At 39.3% G+C, this 24,443-nt stretch carries 18 protein-coding genes; 6 read left to right on the top strand and 12 right to left on the bottom strand.

Translation table 11 applies throughout. The features are described from left to right. Positions 1-49: 49 nt before the first annotated feature. From AAFH98_RS10295 to AAFH98_RS10280, 4 genes are read right to left on the bottom strand one after another with little or no spacing between them, the layout of a single operon-like run. Entirely contained in the window at positions 50-919 is an 870-nt protein-coding gene (locus AAFH98_RS10295) for a glycosyltransferase family 2 protein (protein WP_342522624.1), read from the bottom strand. Position 920: 1 nt separating this feature from the next. Continuing rightward, the gene (locus AAFH98_RS10290) at positions 921-1,895 is read right to left on the bottom strand and encodes a glycosyltransferase family 2 protein (protein ID WP_342522623.1); all 975 of its coding nucleotides are present in this window, start codon (positions 1,893-1,895) and stop codon (positions 921-923) included. Continuing rightward, positions 1,892-3,220: a protoporphyrinogen/coproporphyrinogen oxidase gene (locus AAFH98_RS10285; protein ID WP_342522622.1), complete on the bottom strand. Its 1,329-nt coding sequence runs from the start codon at positions 3,218-3,220 to the stop codon at positions 1,892-1,894. Before AAFH98_RS10285 ends, AAFH98_RS10290 begins: the two co-directional genes overlap by 4 nt. 3 nt (positions 3,221-3,223) lie before the next feature. Continuing rightward, positions 3,224-4,150 (bottom strand): NAD-dependent epimerase/dehydratase family protein, encoded by a 927-nt coding sequence (locus tag AAFH98_RS10280; protein WP_342522621.1) that lies wholly within the window; start codon positions 4,148-4,150, stop codon positions 3,224-3,226. 542 nt (positions 4,151-4,692) lie between these two features. On the opposite strand from AAFH98_RS10280, the gene AAFH98_RS10275 reads away from it, so the two are divergent. Continuing rightward, positions 4,693-6,381: a PQQ-dependent sugar dehydrogenase gene (locus tag AAFH98_RS10275; protein WP_342522620.1), complete on the top strand. Its 1,689-nt coding sequence runs from the start codon at positions 4,693-4,695 to the stop codon at positions 6,379-6,381. Between the two features lie 858 nt (positions 6,382-7,239). Here AAFH98_RS10275 and AAFH98_RS10270 read toward each other — a convergent pair. Further along, a complete protein-coding gene (locus AAFH98_RS10270) occupies positions 7,240-8,520 on the bottom strand; it encodes a class I SAM-dependent methyltransferase (RefSeq protein ID WP_342522619.1) in 1,281 nt (426 codons plus the stop codon). 198 nt (positions 8,521-8,718) lie between these two features. Then, on the bottom strand, positions 8,719-9,744 hold the full coding sequence (locus AAFH98_RS10265; protein ID WP_342522618.1) for an NAD-dependent epimerase/dehydratase family protein: 1,026 nt from the start codon (positions 9,742-9,744) through the stop codon (positions 8,719-8,721). 572 nt (positions 9,745-10,316) lie between these two features. Between AAFH98_RS10265 and AAFH98_RS10260 the strand changes: the two genes are divergently transcribed. Next, positions 10,317-11,447, top strand: coding sequence for a hypothetical protein (locus AAFH98_RS10260; RefSeq protein WP_342522617.1), 1,131 nt, complete (start codon positions 10,317-10,319; stop codon positions 11,445-11,447). 102 nt (positions 11,448-11,549) lie between these two features. Here AAFH98_RS10260 and wecB read toward each other — a convergent pair whose 3' ends face one another. The 4 genes from wecB to AAFH98_RS10240 are packed head-to-tail and all read right to left on the bottom strand — an operon-like array spanning position 11,550 to position 16,127. After that, positions 11,550-12,653 (bottom strand): non-hydrolyzing UDP-N-acetylglucosamine 2-epimerase, encoded by a 1,104-nt coding sequence (gene wecB, locus AAFH98_RS10255; RefSeq protein ID WP_342522616.1) that lies wholly within the window; start codon positions 12,651-12,653, stop codon positions 11,550-11,552. A 30-nt stretch (positions 12,654-12,683) separates the two neighbouring features. Beyond that, a complete protein-coding gene (locus AAFH98_RS10250) occupies positions 12,684-14,090 on the bottom strand; it encodes a nucleotide sugar dehydrogenase (protein ID WP_407935504.1) in 1,407 nt (468 codons plus the stop codon). Beyond that, positions 14,047-15,147 (bottom strand): GDP-mannose 4,6-dehydratase, encoded by a 1,101-nt coding sequence (gmd, locus tag AAFH98_RS10245; protein ID WP_342522614.1) that lies wholly within the window; start codon positions 15,145-15,147, stop codon positions 14,047-14,049. The genes AAFH98_RS10250 and gmd overlap by 44 nt, the downstream gene beginning before the upstream one ends. Before the next feature lie 32 nt (positions 15,148-15,179). Continuing rightward, a complete protein-coding gene (locus AAFH98_RS10240; RefSeq protein ID WP_342522613.1) occupies positions 15,180-16,127 on the bottom strand; it encodes a GDP-L-fucose synthase family protein in 948 nt (315 codons plus the stop codon). Between the two features lie 291 nt (positions 16,128-16,418). On the opposite strand from AAFH98_RS10240, the gene mtaB reads away from it, so the two are divergent. From mtaB to dnaB, 3 genes are all read left to right on the top strand, one after another. Beyond that, positions 16,419-17,753, top strand: coding sequence for a tRNA (N(6)-L-threonylcarbamoyladenosine(37)-C(2))-methylthiotransferase MtaB (gene mtaB, locus AAFH98_RS10235; protein WP_342522612.1), 1,335 nt, complete (start codon positions 16,419-16,421; stop codon positions 17,751-17,753). 8 nt (positions 17,754-17,761) lie between these two features. Further along, complete coding sequence (locus AAFH98_RS10230; protein WP_342522611.1) at positions 17,762-18,628, top strand: uracil-DNA glycosylase; 867 nt, start codon at positions 17,762-17,764, stop codon at positions 18,626-18,628. Positions 18,629-18,770: 142 nt separating this feature from the next. Next, positions 18,771-20,270 (top strand): replicative DNA helicase, encoded by a 1,500-nt coding sequence (gene dnaB, locus AAFH98_RS10225; RefSeq protein WP_342522610.1) that lies wholly within the window; start codon positions 18,771-18,773, stop codon positions 20,268-20,270. A gap of 71 nt (positions 20,271-20,341) precedes the next feature. Here the strand turns inward: dnaB and AAFH98_RS10220 are convergent, their stop codons facing one another. Next, positions 20,342-21,580: a glycosyltransferase family 2 protein gene (locus AAFH98_RS10220; RefSeq protein WP_342522609.1), complete on the bottom strand. Its 1,239-nt coding sequence runs from the start codon at positions 21,578-21,580 to the stop codon at positions 20,342-20,344. 468 nt (positions 21,581-22,048) lie between these two features. Here AAFH98_RS10220 and AAFH98_RS10215 point away from each other — a divergent pair, with 468 nt between their 5' ends. After that, positions 22,049-22,894 (top strand): AAA-type ATPase lid domain-containing protein, encoded by an 846-nt coding sequence (locus tag AAFH98_RS10215; protein WP_342522608.1) that lies wholly within the window; start codon positions 22,049-22,051, stop codon positions 22,892-22,894. A 152-nt stretch (positions 22,895-23,046) separates the two neighbouring features. Here the strand turns inward: AAFH98_RS10215 and AAFH98_RS10210 are convergent, their stop codons facing one another. Then, the gene (locus AAFH98_RS10210; RefSeq protein WP_342522607.1) at positions 23,047-24,075 is read right to left on the bottom strand and encodes a sigma-54 interaction domain-containing protein; all 1,029 of its coding nucleotides are present in this window, start codon (positions 24,073-24,075) and stop codon (positions 23,047-23,049) included. Positions 24,076-24,443 lie beyond the last annotated feature (368 nt).

The following is a 24,443-nucleotide window of genomic DNA, read 5'->3' as shown; positions in this document are numbered from 1 at the left end:
TAACTTTCAATTTATCTTAGGTAACACTCTTTTTTGCATGATGCTGCCATTACTCTCTCACTTTATCGGGATTTATCAATCGAAATATGACTCCGACATAAATAATTACGCGATACATAAACTTCATCAGGTCAATAGAATAAACGATGAAACGCTCATTCATACTTAATTCTACTTTTGACCTCTTTTTTCTGCCTGTGAATCCGCTTTTTAGATGACTCCCCAACATTCGCAACTGGCTATGCCCATATTCTCTCTTTATGTTTAAAGCTCCTCCACACGTTAAGCGGTAATGCTTTCTAAAAATAGTGTGCAAATTCCGCGCCGGATGTTTTACTTTTACATCATCAGCATAAGCCATGTGGTGGCCAGCTTCGGTACATCTGAGTGTAAATTCCCAATCACCTCCTGATTTAATTGTTGTATTAAATCCTCTCATCTTTTCAAACACTTCTTTTTTTACAAATAAGTTGGCTGTCACCCCTCTTCCCATAGGCACATTGTTATGCTGTGGAAATGCCGTTACTCGTTCATACAAATAGCCATATTTACTCCCCCCGTCTGGTTGGAAAATTTCCACCTTTCCCCCAACCAGATCTGTCGTTTGATCAAAATGTTTTTGAGCATTTTTTAGCCAGTTTCTACCGGGAATACAATCTGAGTCTGTAAAAGCCAATATTTCACCTGTAGCTATCTTGGCCCCTCTATTTCGAGCGGCATAAGAACCAGGTTTGGGTTCGTGGACAAGTTGAACACTGCTTGGCAAATTTACCTCTTCTGGAATCTCTCCATTTTCACTATTATCTACCACGATAACTTCATACTGATCGTGAGACAATGTTTGATCTTCTAAGGCTATAACACACTGTTGCAACCTTTGCCAATCGTTATAAGTAGGTATGATTACGGAAAATTTCATCTCAGGCCTTTTCTAATTTCAATCCAAAAATACTAAAGAGTTGCAGAACCATTTCTCTCATAACGTTTTTGAGAAAACGACCAGTCTCGAACTCTAACTCTAAATGATCAAGTATTTCGCGTTGACGGTTAAATTCTTCTATGGACTTAGTCTCAAATAAATTGCGTGCAAGCAAGATGTAATACTTATTTACCTGAAATGTGAAGCTTTTTTTGTACTCCTCCTCACTTAGAAAAATGGGTCCATAGGTTAACAGGCAAAACAACCTTGCATGAATAAACGCATTATTCTCTTTGGCCTCAGTATTTGATATGCTCATATCATGGCGACGTGTAAACGTGAGTACCTCATGAACAAATCCAAAGTCGGACTCTTGTAATAGATCGATACAAGCAGTAGTATCTGTTGCCAAAAGGGAATCCTCATACACCTTATCCCGTTTCCGGATAAGATCCGACCGAAGTAACAAAGAAGACGGAGAGCCAAATTGTGAGGTCCCATGCTTCAGGTATCTCCGGGCAACTTCTTTGCCCTCATTAACGTGACTTGGATATGGCAAACCATCTAAATTTACGACGGTTTCATCTAACCGATAGGCACTAACAATCCCCACGGATGGATGTGCTTCGCCCAGTTCAACCATTTTGGCAATACACTCGGGAAACAGCCAATCATCGGCATGGACCACCTTACAATATTTACTCTTGGGGGAGATTTGCCGAAATGCATGGTTCAGGTTTTCCATCTGTGGCAAGAATTCCTCATTAGAATGAACCCTAATACGACTATCTTGCTCTACATACTTTTTGATGATATCAAGACTGCCATCCGTACTTTGGTTGTCAACAATTACGTACTCCCAATTACTGTAGGTCTGATTAAGCACGCTCTGAATACATTCTTCTAAGTATTTCGCGCCATTATAAACCGGCGTCAAAACGCTTACAAATGGCTCTTTTTTAGTTTCCTTGTTCATATTTCTCTCGTTGATAGTTTGTTATCTAAAACTTGTTGTGCAGCATTCTCTCCACTCTTAAAAGCTTCATCAGTCCACAGGTATCCCCAATCTCCATACCGGCCACAGTATCGTATCCCAATGTCATCTAAGTAATCATGGACTATTTTCAATGCTTCTTGCCGGTCAAGATCAAAAATCACATTCGCATATTTGATAAATAAAGTACTCGTATGCAGAATGTTATCATCTTCAGTCAGTAACCCACACTTCTTTAAATCCTGAATTACCGGCTTAATACATTCTTCCGGGTTTCGATCTACCGGGCGATATTTATCGGAAAAATAAATTTCGGCCTGTATGCTTCCACACCCGTCCGGCACAGTATTCGGTGACATTAAATGAGGAAAACTCAGTCTTGTAAATATGATATCCGTATCATAAAAGTAGCTCCACACTGCTTCTGTAAAATCATTCCTGTCAATCCCGATGTTTACAATAATACAACTCGTGCAGGCCAGTTTTTTGCCGGCTTCCACAATATTCTCTGGCACATCATTAATGATATTGGTAACAAGTTCTGGCAGTGGTATAGATGAAATCAGTTCATCATAGTCAGTAGTCGTACCATTGTTGAAATGGATGAGCCGTTCTTTTGCGTCTATCCCCGTTACTTTATGATTCAGTTTTATCTGAGCCAGTGAGGTAAATTTATCCAGGTAATGGGCAAACCCATGATTAGTTGGATATCTAAACTTGTCAACATAATGAACATCAGGAGTGGATGGCTCAAGAGCCCCTTTCAAAACCTCTTGCAAGTCAGGCTGATAGAGTCTTGGCCCCAGCCAATCAATATCCATATTTTCTGCATCCACCGTGTGATATTTTTTTCCATAAACCATAGGAAACGTCTCGGCAAAAGTTTTACCGAATTTCGCATAGAGCCACTCTTTATAGTTTACTATATGGCCGTTGGTTTTGTGTTTCGCCTCAACAAAATCACTAATAACATCTACGATTAAATCTGATGGCAATCCATGCAAATTACATTGGGCGGGATGCTTAATCCAGTAGCCCTTCCAATAATTATTTACTGTTGCCTTTAGTGTTTCATACTCGTGGTCAATATTGTCGGCCAACAGGTCCTGAATTCTTTTATCGTCTGTAAACGAAATGTGAGGGCCATCATCAAAAATAAAACCATCATTTGTTTCGAAAGTAGCTGTATGTCCCCCGATGTATGCATTTTTATCATACATGTATAGATCACTTTTAACCCCTTCTTGTCGTAGTCGATATGCTGCGCCAAAGCCGGCCATCCCTGTTCCTAATATCCGAATATTCATTATTTAAAATTGCTTAGTTTTCATTTTTAATTGGGCTTTCCACCAATCAATTGTTTTGTCAATTCCAGTTTCCAAATCATATTTAGGCATCCACCCAAGTTTATCACGAAGTAGAGATATGTCAGCAAATACTACTGAATATTGACTCTGGGTACTATTTTTATTCTGGTATATAATCAGCTCTTCCCTGTTGAGCTTTTTGCCGACCATCGCTACAATTTCGCGCAATTTTTTGGGCTGACCCGATCCAATATTTACTGAACCTTTAGCTTCACTTTTAAGCAATGTTACCAATGCATCTGCCACATCAGTTATATATAGATAATCCCTAATTTGATTAGCATGTTTTAGCCTGGCTTGCTGCCCTCTTAACAAATTTTTTATTACATAGGGTATTAATCGATCCTCAGATTCATAAGGCCCATACATAGAAAAAAATCTTCCACAGGAATATTGAATCCCTTTCTCCTGGCAATACTTTTCAACAACTTTATTCAAAGATGCTTTGCATACTCCATATATTGAGCTGTTGCCTGTTGGCGTGAGTGCCTCATTGCAATACCCGTATTGCCAGTTATACTCGGCACAACTACCCGCCAAAACTATTCTCTGTCCTCCATTTTCTGCAAATCTACGGACGAGATGTAAAGAAGCCTCTACCCAGTCAATATTGACTGGAGAAGTCATTCGAAGTTTATGATCATCATACCAGGCCAGATGTAACAAATTATTGGCTGCTACTTGCCCGCAAAAAGTAGTTACTTTAGCATAATCAAAAAGATCTACAGAGTGCCATTTAATATCATTATCCAAACATTTTGGTATATCTTTAGATGTGATGGCATGAACATCAAAGCCTTTATTTTGTAACATCTTGATGGCATGTCTGCCGATAAATCCCGTTGCGCCAGTTACAATTATTTTTTCCATGAATTGGACAAATTCTTAGACTTTTATGGTTCTTCGATTTAAATACCTGTTCCGATAGCCAGTATAACTACTTACATATTTAAATAGCCTTTTATTACTTAAATCTGCTGTAACTACAAGAACAGATATTAAGTATAACTTCAGTTCTCTCTACTGTACTTATTGGCCAAGTTTTATGACTAATACTTCAATAAGTGTGCCAGTTTATAATTACAACTAACCCTATCTCTATGTACCGGATATATATAGATTATATTCATTTTTAGCTTCTCCTAAGTTTCCCAACCAGTTAGAAAAAAAGAAATGAGTAGTTTTTACGCGGATGATGTAGTAAAAATTACCGTTACTGCCAGCTCTTTATCTTTTTTGAAATTGGTAGCAGTCAAAAAAGAATTTAATAAGCCATACCTAATTTCTTACCGATACAATTACCTGTTGTAAGAGATTGGCACAACTATTGTTGCCATACTTGATGGTACGTTTCTAACCTCATTCGAGTTAAACCAAGAGAATCTGATCAAATAATTAATAACAAAATAATTATGAGTAGATGGAATAAGTATATTCTTGCTTTCTTTTTTTTGGGAGGGGGATTTTCTATTATTTTATTTGGTGGCTATTTAGCTGGCATCCACGAACTTCCCCCTTACTGGTTTCTTCGCAGAGTGGAGTTGCATGTATTTGGTCGTACTTTTGAAAAAATAAAGACTACCGAAAATCCTGAATATTACGACTCTATTTTTCTTCGGTTATATAGCAACCAAATCGATATTAGCGATCGTATTAATCGTGAAGGAAGAGGAGGAGGATTAACTTCATTTGGAGATGCCGTAGTATTATTAGCTCACGATGGACAAATATTTGCAGCCTATTCTGCTGACGATATAAGAAATACAGACATAACGGTCCCTGAAAATGGATTTTCGGCTTACCAAAAAGCTGCAGAGCTTGATGAGTTCAAAGATCTAAAGCACAATTTTGGTCTATACAGGTACAACGATATTCTATTTTACGAATCAGAAAGGCACCGGGGGCTGGCTGTATCTTATACCGAATTTGATAGTACAGAAAATTGCTACCGTAATGCCGTAGCAACATTACCTGTCGATGGGGGTATACGATCTATTGAACAGTTATCAGTACAAAGTGACGATTGGGAAATCATTTACCGTACACAACCTTGTCTTGAACTCAAAAGCATTAACAATGCGCTGGAAGGAGGACTTGCAGGAGGAAGAATTGCGTTTCAAACTCCTTCTACGATATTTCTCGGTAGCGGAGACTATCACTGGGATGGTATGTATGCCCCAAAGGCCATTGCACAAGATCCGATATATGAATACGGGAAAATTATAGGTATCGACTTGGATTCAAGAAGTTCACGAATCGTAGCTACCGGAATTCGAAATCCCCAAGGGGTTACCGTGGATAATACAGGAACACTCTGGACGGTCGAACATGGTTTGCGTGGAGGTGACGAGTTAAATCATATAGAAGAAGGCAACAATTATGGTTGGCCCGTAGAAACCTTGGGAACTCAATACTCTAAGCTTCCCGTTCCAAATATTTTGGTTTACGGACGCCATGATACATTTAAAGAACCCATCTTTGCATGGTTACCTTCTGTTGCTATCTCCAGTCTAACTTCTATACAAGGTTTTCATGAAAGCTGGGATGGAGACCTTTTAATGGGATCCCTTAAAACCATGAGCCTTTTTCACACTCGTATAAAAGACAATCGTGTGCTCTTTTCAGAAGAAATTAAAATTGGTGAGCGACTACGCTATGTCCATCAGCATACCGATGGGCGTCTGGTTATATGGACGGACAGCAAAAAGCTCATATTCCTCACCGGTCAGCCATATACCGATAATTTTGTTAAAGATTATTTGGTAGAATCAATTGGTAATGAAAAGGTGCGTAATAATATCAAAACAACTATTGATGGATGCAGGCAATGTCATTCAATAGAACCGTCTGACCATATAAACGCGCCCAGCTTGGCGTCTATCTTCGGCTCAGAAATAGGTTCGACCAATTACCAATACTATTCAGAGGCCCTTCAAGATAAAACAGGGAACTGGACACACGATAACCTCAAGGAATTTATAAAAGATCCGCAAGGTTTTGCTCCAGGAACAACAATGCCGAACCCCGGCATCAGTGATAATACTACTCTGGAAGAACTTATCAATTTGTTAGAAGTCCTTAGCAAAAGGTCTCCAAATTAGATTGGTAAGTACTAACAAAAGTCGGGGTATTCACGAAGCTTATACAAAGCTTCTTTGAAATGGAAAATGGTAATCATCACTGTAATTGTAATAATTTAAAGCTTTTTTTAATAGCTTGACCGGCAATTACACAACCAACTCTCTTGAAATAGACGGGGGCATCGGCAAAATGACTATGGGGGGATAATATTCTCGTTTTCATACCTCTGCTTTATTCCTGAAATATAAAGCTCACCCTTAATATGATATTTTAGTACCTACTGGAAAACTTGTTTTGTGTCCTCCTCTGGAATGCTAAAAGGACGAAAGTCCTAAATGTCTCCTTTTTTATTCTCCGTTCTTTTGGTAAATAGTTTATTCTATTGCGCTGATATAACATTTAGATGGCAAGAAATTTCGGTTTCCTAATTCTGTACAATAGCTAAACAATGTGCCCTCTCCTTTGGTCCGAAATAATTGCCCCATCGGTCCATTCCTAACACAAGATCAGGTCGCGGGACTTCCCACTTCGAAATTTTGGGGTGATATCAATTTTCACTAACTCACATTATGTGACAAATCCAAAGTCAGATTCTTTTAACAAGTCACTCTCCCAAGTGTAATCTCACATATTATCACGCTTTCGAATCAATTCTGACCAAATTAATAACGATGAGGGAGACCTAAATAGTAACCTTTATTTAACAAGTCGGCTATAGTAATTTCTCTCCCGAAGAAATTTATCGCTATTATATACGGATGTTAACACCAACACAAGTGGTCACGTGTCCACATCAATTTTTTAGCAGGATAGCAGGATTGTTAATCCTGCTCCTTTTCTTAACTGTGGTAACTTTATCAGCTACCACAATTTTGTCGTTATAAACCACTGGTTAACACCGGCAGTTCAATTTCCATTGGTTTTGAATTAATAACCATCGGTTGCGGTATCGGGACAATAAATTGCGCTCCCCAATCCGACACGTAACGTAATTGTTGTATAATTTCATCTTTCAAATTCCATGGCAAGATAAAAATATAATCTGGCTCAGTATCCTTTATCTTATCCGGCGATAATATTGGTATCAATGATCCCGGCAAATAGTGCCCCTGTTTATGAGGACTCCGATCTACTGTATAGTCGATAAAATCAGTTCCTATTCCACAATAGTTGAGAAGCGTATTTCCCTTACCGGGTGCGCCATATCCTACAATAGATTTGCCCTGATTTTTTAAATTGAGAAGCAGCCGCAAAATATCTCGTTTTGTCTGTCGCACATATTTTTCAAACGATTTATACAGCTCAACATTCAGATATCCTTTCTGTTTCTCTTCGGTAAGCATATGCTCAACATTTCTGGAAACCTGATATTCCCGGTTTGCCTCCCGACTCACAAAAATTCGGATAGATCCTCCATGCGTATCCAATTCTTGTACATCAAAAACTTTGAATCCATGTTTTTTGAACAGAGCTTGCACACTATGTAAAGAATAATAGAAAAAATGCTCGTGGTAAATGGTATCAAACTGGTTGTTTTCTACCAACTGCATCAAATGTGGAAACTCAAACGTCATGATCCCCTTCTCACTTAGCATAATCCCCAAACCTTCTATAAAGTCATTGATCGATGGAACGTGAGCCAATACATTATTGCCTAAAATCAAATCCGCTGGCTGGTATTTATTTTTGAGCTCTTTAGCTGTATTAGTGCCAAAAAATTTCATCTCAGTGGGTATTCCCTTGTTCAAGGCGGCCTTAGCAACTGTATGTGATGGTTCAATACCTAATAAAGGAATGTTTTTTTGATTGAAATACTGCAACAAATAGCCATCATTGCTGGCAATTTCTACCACAAAACTTTCTCGATCGATATCATAATTCTCTATCATAAAATCAACATACTGCTCGGCATGGCGTAGCCAGAAATTGGAATAAGACGAAAAATAACTATAGTCTTTATAGATTTTTTCGGGACTTACACATTTCCCAACTTGTACTAAAAAGCATTCATCACATACATAGGTATGCAACGGATAACTCATTTGTCCGTCGTTCACCTGCTCCGGCGTCAAAATCTCATTACACAACGGCGATGTCCCCAGATCAGCAAAAGTATGCTCTAATCGGTTTCCACAATTCAAACATGTTAATTTTTCCATAATTCTCACTCTTGGTTTTTTCATTTTTATACTCCCTGCGTCTTATTATACACCTTTACCTGCTACAATTGCCGTACCAATTTAGCTTTTCTCCTATTCTGTATGCCGGTTTAAACCAGGTCAAACATAAGTTGCTACATGGACATGAATTGTTTATTTTTTTGATAATCCTTGAAATAATTACTCAATAAATCCAGCTTAAACCCAGTACAGATCTTTGGTTACCTGATTTGTACCTAATAAATATTTTAATTGTTTGAGTCTTGTATAAGGATTGGAATTAAATACTTCCGGATCTAAATTGATCTTTTTAAACAACTTATAAAGTTCCTCTGCCCCATCCTGAGCCGTGTATTCACACTTGAAGCCAGGAAGTTGACGGTTAATCTTATCGAATGATACCCGATAGCTCCTGTTATCGCCTCCATTGTCGCCAAAGGTTGTTTTGCATCCCGGAAAGGTTGCACCCACAATCTCTGCAATCTCTCTGACTCTAAAATTCTCTCGAGTATCTCCCACATTAAAAATTTCTTTGTGAACGGTATCTAAAGGAGCCTCCAACGTACAAGCAAATGCTTTACTTATATCCTTCACATGTACCAACGGACGCCATGGCATTCCGTCACTTATCATTTCGATAATACCTGTTGTCCATGCCAGACCGGCTAAATTATTCAGCACAATATCAAAACGCATTCGGGGGGAAGCGCCATAAGCAGTGGCATTTCTCAAAAATGTAGGCGAAAAGTGATCATCAGCCAATTTGCTTAAATCTCGTTCTACGCGGGTTTTACATTCTGCATAGGCCGTCTGAGGATTCACCTCCGACTCTTCAGTTTTGTAGCTATCGTCTCCCTCGCCGTATACACTGCATGATGAAGCATATATAAATCGTTTGATTCCCGCTTGTTTGCACAACGTTGCTAATCGAACACTCCCTTCATGATTAATTTTAAAGGTGATTTCAGGATTCAATTTCCCCAGCGGATCATTGGACAACTCTGCAAGATGAACAACCGCATCAAACCCATCCAAATCGTCCAAGGTAACATCTCGCAGGTCCTTATGGATATAGGAGGGATAAACCGTGTTTCCATTGTTGAATAACCAACCCGCCCGATAGAAACCGGTATCCAATCCTGTAACCTGATGTCCTTTTTTAATTAAATATGGTCCCAATACGGAACCAATATACCCATCTGTACCCGTTACTAATACATTCATGATGATTTCATTTTTGATGCCATTAACTTCAGTGTTTTGCCCAAAATTTTATGACAACTCTTATTATTTGTAATGATCGTTCTCTTTTTATGAGACCTGCTTAGTTATAGAAATTCAATAAACGTGCCAATAATACCATTGGGACACTCAAGGCTATAAAAGTACTTCTAACCACTTATTTTTGATCTGGTCCACTTTAAACTTCTGAAAAAAGAAATGCCTGATTAAAAATTACCCAACCGCTGATGTAAATATTACTCTATGTCTAACATCATGTTAAAGTCTCCTATACTTTTTTCTTCTTGGAAAGGATAAAATAACTATCCCTGAAAATGGCACAAATGTTGTACCATAGAAGTTGAATAATAAAACTTGGCTTTTCGGTGTTTGGAACGGAAAAGTTACTATGGATCAGGGGAATATTTTAATACTTCACTCATCCAAACCTGTTAAGATTACACATCCGATAAATCCAATAACAGAACTATGCACAAGGCATTATTCACGCTTCTATTGCAGAAAGCAATAGCGTTAAAAAAACAATTACATTCACTTAAAATGAGGGAGTATAAATGAAGACGATAAAATTTCATTCAATTATTGTGGCCACAATTAGCCTTGCCTGGCTATTTACAAGCTGTGAACCAAGTACAAACACGTCGATAGAAGAAAGTTTTGAATACGTAAAAACGGTAACACCGGTACAAGGAGCACAAAGTACATCGATGAACTTACAAACAGGCGACAAATATGACAGCTTTTTCGTAGTTACCCTGGCTGATGGATCAATGCGCGAAGGTTGGTGTATAGAGTGGAACGACGAATATATAAAGGGAGACCAAGATGACGTTAACATGTATTCCACCAAAGGCCATCCGCAGTGGGAAACCTTGAATTACTTTATGAGCATTAAAGATCAGTTAAAAGCCAATGATCCAAATTTAACATTTCGTGAAATCCAAGTGATTATCTGGTCGCTTATAGATAATCCAGCTTTCAATGTTGACAATATTGCTACCTACGACAACATTCCATCCAACATTTACAGCAACGGTAACACTCACTTTGATATCCAGAAGGTAAAAAGTATTGTTGCCCAAGTAGAACATACTGTTGGATCGGTCCAAAATAAATCATCCCTCAATCTACCTGGTGTAACACTCATCGAAAATGATGGACAAACAATTATGCTTGGGGATGAAACGGCCTTTGCCGTCAAAACAAATAGTAAAAATGGCCAAAAAGCAGTCAACGACAATTACTCTACCTGTTTTGACGAGGAAATTATTCCCAATGTCTCCTTCAACAACTGGGGCTGGACCAATGGGCCCATTGCTGAAAACAGTGGTGAATTAGTCTATGACATCTATGCCGGGGCAGGCCAATGTGATCTCAGCAAAGGAATATTGGTAGGTCAATTAACAGCAACCTATTCAAATGGTACCTTAGCGATAACATATACTATGACCGAGACCTCGACTTTCGGCAACACGCCTTATACCCTTACCGAAACTCATTTGCATGTAGGAACTGTACCGTATCCACAGTTAGTGAATGGTCAATACACAGCTGCTCCGGGTCAATACGGTAATCAAAACACCCATGAAAATATCACCGAGTACAGCTATGAAGTTGAGGGACTTTCGGGAGATATCTATTTTATTGCCCATGCTGTTGTAAATGGATTCAGTACTGAAGAATAGCATAGTTTTGACTTCAAATATGATTTAAATTAAAAAGGGAGCCCAACGAAACGTCGGACTCCCTTTTTTTACCTTCCGGAGTGATGGGCAACCTACCTACTCTTACTCTACAAGTTTATCCTTAAGTATTTGCAAGATGCGGTGTGTTGCCTTTCCATCCCACATGGGTGGGATTGAGCCTTTTTTATATCGCCCCTCTTTAATAGCACAGATTGCTCTGTTAATCTCATTCAAATCAAAAGGTACAAGGGTATTAGTTCCAATCTGGATGGTTGATGGACGCTCGGTATTCGGTCTCAGTGTCAAACATGGCACCCGTCGAAACGTTGACTCTTCCTGTATGCCTCCACTGTCAGTAAGGATGAACTTACAATTTGCAATGAGCTTTTGGAACGAAAAGTAATCCATGGGTTCAGTCATAATTACATTACTGTTTTGAGACAGTCGATAATAAAGCTCAAACGCTTTAAGCTTATTTACCGTACGCGGATGGATTGGAAAAACCAACTTATCGGTTTTGGTAATCTCTTCAATAAGCGAAATAAGTTTTAACAGTTCATCTCGATAATCCACAGTCGCGGGACGATGCATCGTCATCAGAACGAATCGTCGCCTCTCCAAGCCCAGCTTTTCCAGAATAGGTGATGCTTTGATCTTATCCTCAAAAGCTACCATTGTATCGATCATAGTATTGCCCACAAAATGAAGCTGATCATCTGTTTTACCATTTCCACACAGATTTCTCATTCCGCTCTCTTCGGTAATAAACAGAAGGTCCGATATTTCGTCCGTCAATACTCTATTAATCTCTTCCGGCATATCCCTATCCCCACTTCGCAACCCACTCTCAACATGGGCTAATGGAATATCCATTTTGTTAGCGGTTAGGGAAGCTGCAAAAGTTGAATTAACATCTCCCGTCACCAACAAGATATCAGGCTTCACCTCCTTAACGACAGGCTCAAGGCGCAACATAACCTCGGCCATCTGGTTGTTTGGAGAGGAAGGAGGAATTTCAAGAAAATAGTCTGGCTTGAGCTCAAACTGCTCGAAAAAGACATCCGCCATCTTATCATCATAATGCTGACCAGTATGTACAATTTTAATATCAAAAACACCTGGAAAATCCTGCTCTGCCACCCGCTTGAACTGCGTAACTTTAATAAAGTTAGGCCGCGTACCTACCACAATTAATACGTTCTTCATCGCTAATAAATTGATTTATACCACTATAAACTACGCTTTCCAGATCTGTGTGCTGGTTCGCGGTTTTACATGCTTCATTGCATTCCGCGTATCAATGATCACATCATTCCAATCGGCCAACTCCTGGTAATTAATATCCGAGTGATTCGTCGAAATAATAACGGCATCAAAATCAGCGATTGTTTCCTCATTCCATGCCACTGTTTTCAGTCCAGCCCACTCTTTATGCTCTCGGGTCTCCCAAATTTCTGGGATGTAATGATCATAATAGTGAACATTCGCCCCATATTTTTTAAGATGATCCATAAGCTTAAATGTGGGTGATTCTCGCAAATCATCAACATCCGGCTTATAAGCAAGGCCAATAATCAAAACATCACTGCCATTAATCGCTTTGTGATGAGCATTGAGAGCCTTGATGGTTCGGTCGATCACATAGCGTGGCATACTGGTGTTTATTTCACCCGCTAACTCAATAAATCGTGTATGCTGTTCATACTCACGAGCCTTCCACGTCAAATAAAAGGGATCGATAGGGATACAATGTCCACCTAAACCAGGACCGGGAGTAAACTTCATAAAGCCAAACGGCTTAGTTTCTGCAGCATCCAATACCTCGTGGATATCGATGCCCATCTCTTGGAAAACAACTTTAAGCTCATTAACCAATGCAATATTGACTGATCGGAAAATATTCTCCGTAAGCTTTACAGCCTCGGCTGTTTTGTTATCAGAAACCGGTACCGTTTTTACAATCACAGTATCATATAGCTCGGTCGCAACCGCCAATGCTTCAGGACCGTCGCCCCCAACCACTTTTGGAATTTTGGCGGTATTAAAATTCGGGTTGCCCGGATCTTCGCGCTCGGGACTATAAGCCACAAAGAAATCTTTGGCTGATTTTAATCCAGACATTTTTTCTAATATTGGAATAACTAATTCATCTGTTGTGCCTGGGTATGACGTCGATTCCAACACTACGAGCTGACCTTTTTGCAAATGCCGGCCAATAGTTTTTGTGGTTTGCTCAACATACTGCATATCCGGCTCACGATAAGCATTCAAAGGTGTTGGAACACACATAATAATAGCATCCATATCCGTAAGTCCTGCGAAATCGAGCGTAGCAGAACACTTCTCAGATTGTGCCAGCTGCTCCATCATTGAATAGCCCAAATGCTTGATGTAGGGAGTGCCACTCCCAATATTTTCCACTTTTTGAGCATCTACGTCAAAACCAACAACCGGAAACCCTTCTTCATGAAACGTCCACAACAGTGGTAGTCCTACATAACCAAGACCGATAATCCCAATGTTTGCGGTTCTGTTTTCGATACGCTGAGTAAGCCGGCTTTTCAGTTCACGAATACGTGGTTCCTGAATATAATCGCCATTACTGGATATAGTTGGAAAGCTTGGAATAGTCTTCATCTTTATTATTAATTATAAGGTTAATCTTTTCTTGGTCTTCACGGACCATTTCTTCAATAAGTTCTTCAAATGTATACTTCGGCTCCCATCCCAATTTTTCACGAGCCTTAGTGGCATCTCCAATAAGCAAATCCACTTCAGCGGGACGAAAATAGCGAGGATCGATTTCTACAATTACATCTCCTGTTTCCACATTAATTCCCTTCTCATCTATGCCCTCTCCAATCCATTGAAGTGGAACCCCTGCATGCTGAAAAGCAAGCTCACACAACTCTCGAACGCTGTGCGTTTTGCCCGTTGCCAACACTAAATCTTCGGGAGTATCCTGCTGGAGCATAAGGTACATGCCCTCGATATAATCTTTAGCATGTCCCCAATCGCGCTTTGCTTCCAGGTTACCGAGATACGTTTTTTGCTGCAGTCCAGCTGCAATGCGTACGGCAGCACGAGTAATTTTTCGTGTTACAAAGGTTTCTCCACGCACCGGTGATTCATGATTGAACAGAATCCCATTCACCGCATACATCCCATAGGCTTCGCGATAATTTACAGTGATCCAGTAGGCATAAAGCTTAGCAACACCATATGGCGAACGCGGATAAAATGGTGTAGTTTCCCGCTGAGGGACTTCCTGCACCTTTCCATACAACTCACTCGTTGACGCTTGATAAAATTTTGTCTTATGCGTTAATCCCAGAATTCGAATCGCCTCTAAAATCCGTAGTGTTCCCAACGCATCACTTTGAGCTGTATACTCTGGCGCCTCAAACGAAACCTGCACATGACTTTGGGCTCCTAAATTATAAATCTCATCGGGCTGTGTATCCTGAATAATGCGAATTAAATTGGTGGAATCTGTTAGATCGCCGTAATGCAGATAAAATGGCAAATCATCAGCATGCGGATCTTGATAAATGTGATCAATGCGTCCGGTATTAAACGAGCTGGAGCGCCGTTTAATGCCATGCACTTCATATCCCTTTTTAAGCAAAAATTCCGCAAGATATGACCCATCCTGACCCGTTACGCCGGTTATTAGTGCAACTTTTCTCTTGTTCTTCAAATCATCCTCACTTTTAAATTAAACTGATTACGCTAAATCTTGACTTCTTTCAAATCATCAATATTCTCCAGATACCATCCATAGGTATTACGAATGCCCTCTTCTAATTCACACTCATGTTCCCATCCCTTGGAATGAATCTTCGAGACATCCAATAACTTTCGCGGTGTACCATCGGGCTTGGTTGTATCCCAAATGATTTCGCCCCGGTGACCCACAATTTTTTGAATTAAATACGCTAACTCTCTAATCGAGATATCTTGACCGATTCCCACATTGTAGAGATCACCCTCGATGCGTTCCTCTATCGAAAACACGATAGCTTTCGCCATGTCACTGACATGCAAAAATTCTCTTTTGGGATTTCCAGTACCCCAAAGACCGACCACCTCATTTCCATGGACTTTTGCTTCATAAAACTTTCGAATCATTGCCGGTACTACATGAGACGTTTTCAAATCAAAATTATCACGCGGGCCATATAAGTTGGTCGGCATCAAAGAAACATAATTGCGGTTGTACTGTCTGTTTAACGCCTCACAAAGCTTTATACCTGCAATTTTAGCTATCGCATACCACTGGTTTGTTGGTTCCAGTGATCCAGTAAGCAGATACTCTTCTTTAATAGGTTGATCAGCATGTTTGGGATAGATACAAGAGCTGCCTAAAAAAACAAGTTGGTCAACATCACACTGATGAGCCGCATTTATTACATTACTTTCAATCATTAGATTCTCATACAAAAATGGGTAGGGATTACGATCATTCGCTAAAATGCCCCCTACCCTCGCTGCAGCCAGCACAACGACATCCGGTTGATGCTCGCGCATAAATTTATCGACGGCCTGTTGATTTCGGAGATCCAATTCATCACTGGATCGGGTTATCAGGTTCGAATATCCTTTATTTTCCAGCAGTTGTAGCACCGCCGAACCCACCATCCCACGATGCCCCGCTATATATATTTTTCTCTCTGTCATTTTCATCTTTTTTATACAGTTACCCCCAGAAATGACATTAATTACAACAACTGTACCATTTTTGAAGAACAGCCTACTCATTGCTATTACCCCACAAAAAACGATCATCCATTCACCGATTAAAAATTAACGAGTAATTATTATATGCCTCCTTCCTATTTGGGCAATTTTGTTACATCATTAGGTAAGTGAATCTCAATGTTAGAAATACGATCAGCATCGATATTTTTATAGGCATTTCGTATTTTTGATGGCTTAGTAAGTGAATTTCAAATCCACCATCTGCAATACATGAAAAAAGTTGCTTTTAAAACCCTTGGCTGTAAGCTGAACTATTCTGAAACAATGGCTATCCAGCGCGATTTTGAAAACGAGGGCTATGATATAACAGATTTTGATGAGCAAGCAGATATATATGTGGTTAATACCTGCTCGGTTACCCAAAGTGCAAACAGTACGTGCCGCCGACAAGTGCGACGTGCCCTTCGCAGAAATCCAGAAGCTTTTGTAGCGGTTATTGGCTGTTATGCCCAACTTGAACCTGAAGAGATTGCAGAAATTGATGGTGTGGATGCCGTACTTGGGGCCAAAAACAAATTTAAACTGCTTGAACTTTTCGACGATTTTGAAAAACGATCTGAGCCTATTGTCTATAATTCAGATGTAAATAAAGCGGTTGATTTTCACAATGCGTTTTCGGCGGATGACCGGACACGTGCTTTTCTTAAAGTACAAGACGGCTGCAGCTATAACTGTTCGTTTTGTACGATTCCGATGGCTCGCGGCGAAAGTCGAAGCCCCAACATTGAGGCCGTAATTGAAAATGCTAAGCTCTTGGTAGACGAAGGGTTTAAAGAGGTTGTTGTTACTGGTGTTAATGCCGGGGACTTTGGTCGCGGTACGGATGAAAATTTCTTTATGCTACTCCAGGAACTTGATACCGTTGGCGGACTTGAACGCATCCGGTTTTCATCGGTGGAACCCAATCTTATGCATGAGAAAATTATCCACTTTACGGCTGAGTCAGATAAAATTCAGCCACACTTTCATATGCCCCTGCAAAGCGGAAGTGATAAAATGCTGGGGCTTATGCGGCGACGGTATCAGTCTGACTTATATCGCCAACGCGTGGAACTCATTAAAGAGTTAATGCCCGATGCAGCTGTTGGCGTTGATGTTATAACTGGTCACCCGGGCGAAACTGCAGAACTGTTCCAGGAATCATACGACTTTATCGACAACTTACCAGTCTCTTACTTGCATGTGTTTACCTATTCTGAACGACCGAATACCCATGCTTTAAATATTGAACCTCAGGTACAAGACAGCGTTCGAAAAGATCGTACTCACAAATTACGACGCCTGTCCAAGAAAAAACGTTTCGAATTTGATACCTCATTTGCAGAGGATATTCGACCGGTATTATTTGAGGGTGCCGAGCACAATGGGGCCATGCTTGGGTGGACGGATAATTACGTGCGTGTGGGAATCCCTTATAATCCTCAATATGAAAACAAAATTTTGCCTGTTCGGCTGGGAGAACGAACCAAAGAAGGGTACTTGATCGGTGAACTTACCCCAGAAGCAAAAAAGGAACAAAAAGTAATCGCAGAACTTGTCGGATAACGTTTATTATGGCTGATTCTACTCAAGATCCCCACCAAATTATTGCTGATGCTATCTCATTTATCGAAAAAGAACGTGAGCTATATGGAGATTTTTCCATAGAAGCTTCGAAAAAAAGTAGTGGAGCAGAACAGTCTGCAACCAATAAAAATGACGCTACTTCAAATTCAAACGATAATGTCGTAACAGAACCCAGCCTGCAGCAATCTTCTAACAACGCTAACGCTTCATCTTCCAAAGGGCTCGATCCCCAGGAAGGACTCTTCAACAAAGACGAATCTAACGATGTCTACTATCATATCGACAAGTGTAATTCGCTTGAAGAGCTGGAAGCATTATGCCAGAAGGCCGATGTGTTACGCACTGATTTAAAGGAGACACAATTGGTGTTTGGCGTGGGGAATCCCAATGCTGATTTAATGATTATTGGTGAAGCGCCCGGGGCTGAAGAAGATAAACAAGGGGAGCCATTTGTTGGGAAAGCAGGACAGTTATTAAATAATATTTTAGACGCCATTAATTTTAAACGTGAGGATGTATATATAGCTAATATCCTCAAACATCGTCCGCCCAACAACCGCAATCCCAAGCCTGAAGAACGCGAACGCAGCTTGCCGTTCTTGCTCAGACAAATTGATCTTATTGACCCTAAATTAATTTTAGCAGTCGGTAAAGTAGCTGCTCAAACATTGCTTGATAAAAATCTTTCTTTAACAAAAATGCGTGGACAGTTTCACGATTTCAGAGGAAAGTATCAGCTGTTAGCAACCTATCATCCCGCTGCATTACTTCGTCATCCTAAATGGAAACGCCCCACTTGGGAAGATGTACAGCTGCTCCGTAAACGATACAATGAGTTAGGCGGCCAACCCTAAACTTTTACAAAATTTCTGCCCCCTTTTGCTTCGGTAAGAGTTACTGTTTTATTATACTTGTGAATGCGTCAGCAAGAAGCGATTCTTGTTATCATCGCAATCAGTTCATGTGAATTTGCTACAATTTTAGATACGCTCTCGGATGGCATCAAACAAAGGATCAAACTATAATAAAAGCGATTCAGGCATATTAGATCAGGAAGGTCGTGTTCCTCCACAAGCAGTTGAGGTTGAGGAGGCCGTACTTGGTGCTATGCTTATTGAACACGAAGCCGCGACTATTGCCCTGCAAATGCTATCCGCTAAGGATTTCTATAAACCTGCTCATCAGCATATTTTTGAAGTACTTCACGATCTTTATGAACGTGATAACCCCCTTGATCTTTTAACGGTAGAAAATGAGCTACGTGATAAGGGGTTACTAGATACCTGTGGCGGTGCCGGATATCTTTCTGAGCTAACCCGTTCAGTAAGTTCTGCAGCCAATATTGATTATCATGCCCAAATAATTTCGGAAAAAGCAACAAAGCGGAATTTAATCCTGGGCTGTACCGATATTATCAAGCAAGCCTATGACAGTTCCAGCGACACCATTGATGTGTTGGATTATGCCGAACAGCGTATTTTTGATTTAGCAAATTCTAAGCAACGTTCGCAATCTCAAGCTATTGGTGATGTATTAAAAGACACTCTCTCTTACCTCGAAGACATTCGAGGTAAATCAGCAGGTATCACCGGCGTACCTACTGGCACCGACGTTGATAAGATGACGGCTGGATGGCAAGATGGAGATCTCGTCATTATTGCCGCCCGTCCCTCAATGGGTAAAACAGCTTATGTACTAACCACCGCGCGAAATGCAGCACTACATCAAAACGAAAAACTGCGTACGAAAGTAGCAATCTTTAGTTTAGAGATGTCTAATCAGTCTCTTGTCCAACGCTTGCTTACGATGGAGGGACGTATCAATGCACAAAGTGCCCGATCTGGGCAGTTAGAAGATGAGGATTTTAAACGACTCATCGATGCCGCGGGCCGACTTTTTACAGCCAATATTTTTGTTGATGATACTCCGGGACTTAGTATCATGGAATTGCGAACTAAAGCCCGGCGCCTCAAAAGCGAACATGATGTTGGTTTAATTGTAGTTGACTATCTGCAACTTATGACTGCAAGTGGTGATCACGGTACTCGTGAGCAAGAAATTGCTTCAATATCCCGAGGCCTCAAAGCTTTGGCTAAAGAATTAGATGTACCTGTTATTGCCCTGTCACAGCTTAGTCGAGCAGTAGAACAACGGGGCGGTGATAAACGTCCACAACTTAGTGACTTGCGGGAATCGGGATCTATTGAACAGGATGCTGATGTTGTTTGTTTTCTGTATCGTCCAGAATATTACGGTATCAAAACAACACCAGAGGGACAATCAACGACAGGACTTGCAGAAATCATTATTGGAAAACAGCGTAACGGTCCCACAGGTAGTATACCGTTGTATTTTGTTGAGGATTATGCTCGATTTGAAAATCTGACTACTGCCGATACTGGACCTTATGGAGAACCAAACAATAATGGATCTGATGATGGCGGTTCGCCTCCTATGGGACACAGTCCGGGCGGAGATGATCAAGCCCCTTTCTGATCTAAGTCAAGTCGAACAACCTAACCTCTTTAGCTTTCACCTCTCTATTAATACCTAAGAACGATACCCTATTACATAGAGTGATTATCATCAGAAAAAATTAACGGCTCTCGATCTCTGTCTACTTTATCCATTTTAATACCTTTCTTATTCTCAGAAAGCGAAAACCACCTCCAAAAAGGGCTTATATTTATAAAAAATATAATAGGTAAGTAAACAGTCGATTTTACCAACTTATCTTTTTCTTCCAAAACAACTAATAGCATAAAAACGCAAAGCCATCCGGCTATCATAATTTCCAACCACATGATAGTATAGATCATCGGAATCAAACCTATACTCCATCCAATACCATTAAAAAGAATAGCCCCCATTATTAAGTTGATAGCTGTTGAAAATTTGGGTAAAACCAAATCAATATATCGATCTAAATATTGGAAAGATTTCGTTTGAATAAACAGCTTTAAAAAACGTGGACCATACTTTCTAATAATATTATACTTTTCGAGCAATGTCTTTTTGTATGATGGGATATTTTGCTGATCAACAATCTCTGAAAAGAATATTGCTTCCGGGGCAAAATCAATTTCAATTCCCTTTAGCTGCAGTTCCAAACCGTATTCAATGATGTTCTTTTGCTCATTGATATCCCATCTAATTTCACGTAGTAAAGGAACTGCAAAACAGGTTCCAGTATCCCGTAATAGCATACTTGAGCCGAGAAATCTCCGACCCAGAGACTTTATTTTGTTATTTATGAGAAATTCAATTTTCAAAACTTTTTGAACCCAATTCCTTGTCTGAGGCAAAACTTGATGACAACTCTGTACAACTTCACTTCCTTGTTCCAAATAATGGTTCATTACTTTCAAATAATTACCGGAAACCAAGCAATCTGAACTAAATACTATAAGAGCATCATATTGCTTTGTTCGTTGCATGATATGATCAAAAGCACGTGCTAAAATTATATCTTTGTTAGCAGCGTTTTCTTCCTCAGACAACATTAACGCAATTGCTCCCAAACTCTCAGCCTCTTTAATTACTTGATCAGACAAATTATTCGCTATAACAAATAAGTCATATTTATTTTTGGGATATACTAATCCAGATAAACTATACAGTGATCGTGAGAACGTATTTCCCTCATTTTGGGCAAGCAACACTATGGCATATTTGCGGACCTTTTCCGTAGAGTAGTCTATCTCTCTTTTATTTGTAAAGGCCAAAACCCCCAGCAAAACATAGTAGCCGATAAACAAAACGGTTACTGCCAGTAATAAAATATTTAATCCCTCAATTATAATCATTCATATACCCATTAAGTCGGAACCTATATTCCAAAATTAGTCACTCACTACATTCATATTTAACGATACCACTTTAATACTACTAAAACTTATTAAGCAACAAACGCGCCAAGAATAATCTGGGAGCCAACTATCATTTAAGCCACTATATGTTTTGCGTCAAATTATAATCTCATGAGTCATAATCCCCGATTTTTCTTTTGATAACCTAAACAATGCCCTATGTGTCTTTAAGAATAAAAAATTCATCGCCTACCCCTCTTTTAACCTTCCGAATCAATATTACACTTAACTCAAACCTATCTATGAAATTTATTCACAGATTTTCATCTCTTCGTTTTAAATCTGGTATTTAAACAAATCTGTATCCCTTTTGCCTATAGTCAGAATTTATTGGCACATTTATTGTATTACTATTTATCTCGTGAGAGTGATTGAAATATACTTGCTTAACTTACTGTTTATATTATGCTTACCGAACAAAAAAATACAGAAACAAAAACAGTACTTCTTTCTGATTTAGAAACTTCATTTGTAAGTTTTTTAATGCAGGACATTTTCCATAAAGTTTTACAAATAGCTAAATTAGAATCCAATGTTGTAATTGTTGGAGAGATTGGTTCTGGAAAAAAGATTATTGCTGAAACTATCCACAAAAATAGCAATCGATTATCAAAACCTTTCGTCTCATTTTATTGCGTAGATATTAACGAAACTGATTATAAGGACGCCTTTTGGGGGCAGCTAAATTTTGAAGAGAATCAACTTACCCTAAGGTATGATGCCCTGGAAAAGGCCGAAAGCGGAGTACTATATCTGGATCAATTTTCCGAACTATCACCAAAATACATGGATCAAATCATTGATTCGATCCATAAAGGATTTCATCAACTGTATCGCAATAATCAGAATAATAAACTAAAGCCACGGATCATTCTTTCCTTTAATCAGGAGTCGTACCGTGATATCATCAATACCGATGTATGGAAGGTTCTTTTAGATAAACTGGATCCCATGGTGATTATGTTACCTCCCCTTCGCGAACGTAAAGAAGATATACCCGTACTAATCGATCATTTCTTGGAAGAGATAAAAAAAGCAAATGCCGACTTTAAAGACCTTGGAATATCATCGCAAGCTCTATCTAACTGTTTCAATTACAGTTGGCCGGGCAATATACGTCAGCTGAAAAATGCTATTTTACAGGGGGCAATACTATCTTTTGGGCAAACTATAAAGTCAGAACATCTCCCATTTACTATAAACTGGAATTTGCCCTATAAGATTGACGATCCGAAAGGTATAAAAGGATAACCTGTTATTCCTAACTTGTAGCTTGCTTAATGATTAAGAGGGTAAGTTTTTCAAAATCCAACAACTATTCTCTTCCCAATAGCCTTTATTTACCTTCGGCTCCACTATAAAAGTATAAATTAGCCAACCCTTAAAGTCCCAACATTCTTGTTTTAATCATTGGTTTCTTTCTCTTCTGATGCGTACTTGCTTAGCTTATTGTGTAACGTCTTGCGGGTAAATCCCAAAATTTTAGCAGCTTCAGTCTTATTATTATCAACCGAATAGAGCGTTTGATCAATAACACGACGTTCTATTTCTTCTAAACTTGTACCAATTGGGATTTGAATTATTTTATCGTAGGGATTACTACTGCACACCGGATAAATATTTTCGCCGCGGTGAATGCGCGAAGGTATTACGTCCATATCTACTTCAGCACCCTCTGAAAGAACTATGCTACGCTCAACTACATTCTTGAGCTCACGTACGTTACCAGGCCAATCATAGGATAAAAACATATCCATAATCTGGTCATTGAATTCAATGTCTCCCATGTTGTAAGATTCTACAAAATGATTCTTGTAGAACTCAACCAACAAAGGGATATCTTCTTTACGATGACGTAATGGAGGTACATAAAGTTCAATAACATTCAATCGGTAAAATAAATCTTCTCTAAAACTCCCGGATTGAACCTGATCAAAAAGAACTTTATTGGTAGCAGATATGAGTGTTACATCTACTTCAATCTCTTCCTGGCCCCCAACCCTTCTAAATGAACCTAACTCGACAGCACGTAATAATTTAACTTGGATTGATTTAGGCATCTCCCCAATTTCATCCAAAAATAACGTGCTTTGGTGAGCAAGCTCAAAACAACCTTTTTTCTGAGCATGAGCGCCGGTAAAAGCTCCTTTCTCATGGCCAAAAAGTTCGCTTTCGACCAGATCCGTTGGGATGGCTCCACAGTTAATAGCCACTAATTCATTGTCTCTTCTATCACTGTAGTAATGAACCAGTTGAGCCAAAACCTCTTTTCCTGTACCATTCTCTCCCGTAATTAGAAGTGTAGCTGATGTTTTAGCAACTAATTTCACCTTAGCTATCAGCTCCTCCATGATAGGATTCTGCGTTATAAGAATAGGCTTTTTAGACTGTCCTTTACTTTTGTTCTTCTTTACTGAATAACTACTTGCCATAATAGTAACCCCTCTCTATGTTATTAAATTAGTTTTAACCCATATCAACTTTTTATTTATTACCATCAGCAATTCGTATCCCCTAATAATAAATTGCTGAGTTATAAATGATGATTTAAATTTTTATCCTCCTAAGCACTTTTATTGGGTAATTATTTACCCTCTAAAGCAAATTTTCAATTCATCTGGTTTAGAAAGCTATAATAAATTAGCTTAAAGCCCAGTTAAATTTTCCTAATTCTTTTGTGGGGGAAACCTTGATTTTATTGCATTTAGAGCAATTATCAGCTTTAAAACTCCTTTATCTTTAATATTTATTAATACGGTGTAAAAAAGATTTGAGAAAATACTTGCGCTGACAAATAAAT

This window comes from Fodinibius sp. Rm-B-1B1-1, assembly GCF_038594945.1.
GTDB lineage: Bacteria > Bacteroidota > Rhodothermia > Balneolales > Balneolaceae > Fodinibius > Fodinibius alkaliphilus.
Note: the sequence above shows the minus strand (reverse complement) of the source record. Positions and strands in the feature narration are given on the sequence as shown.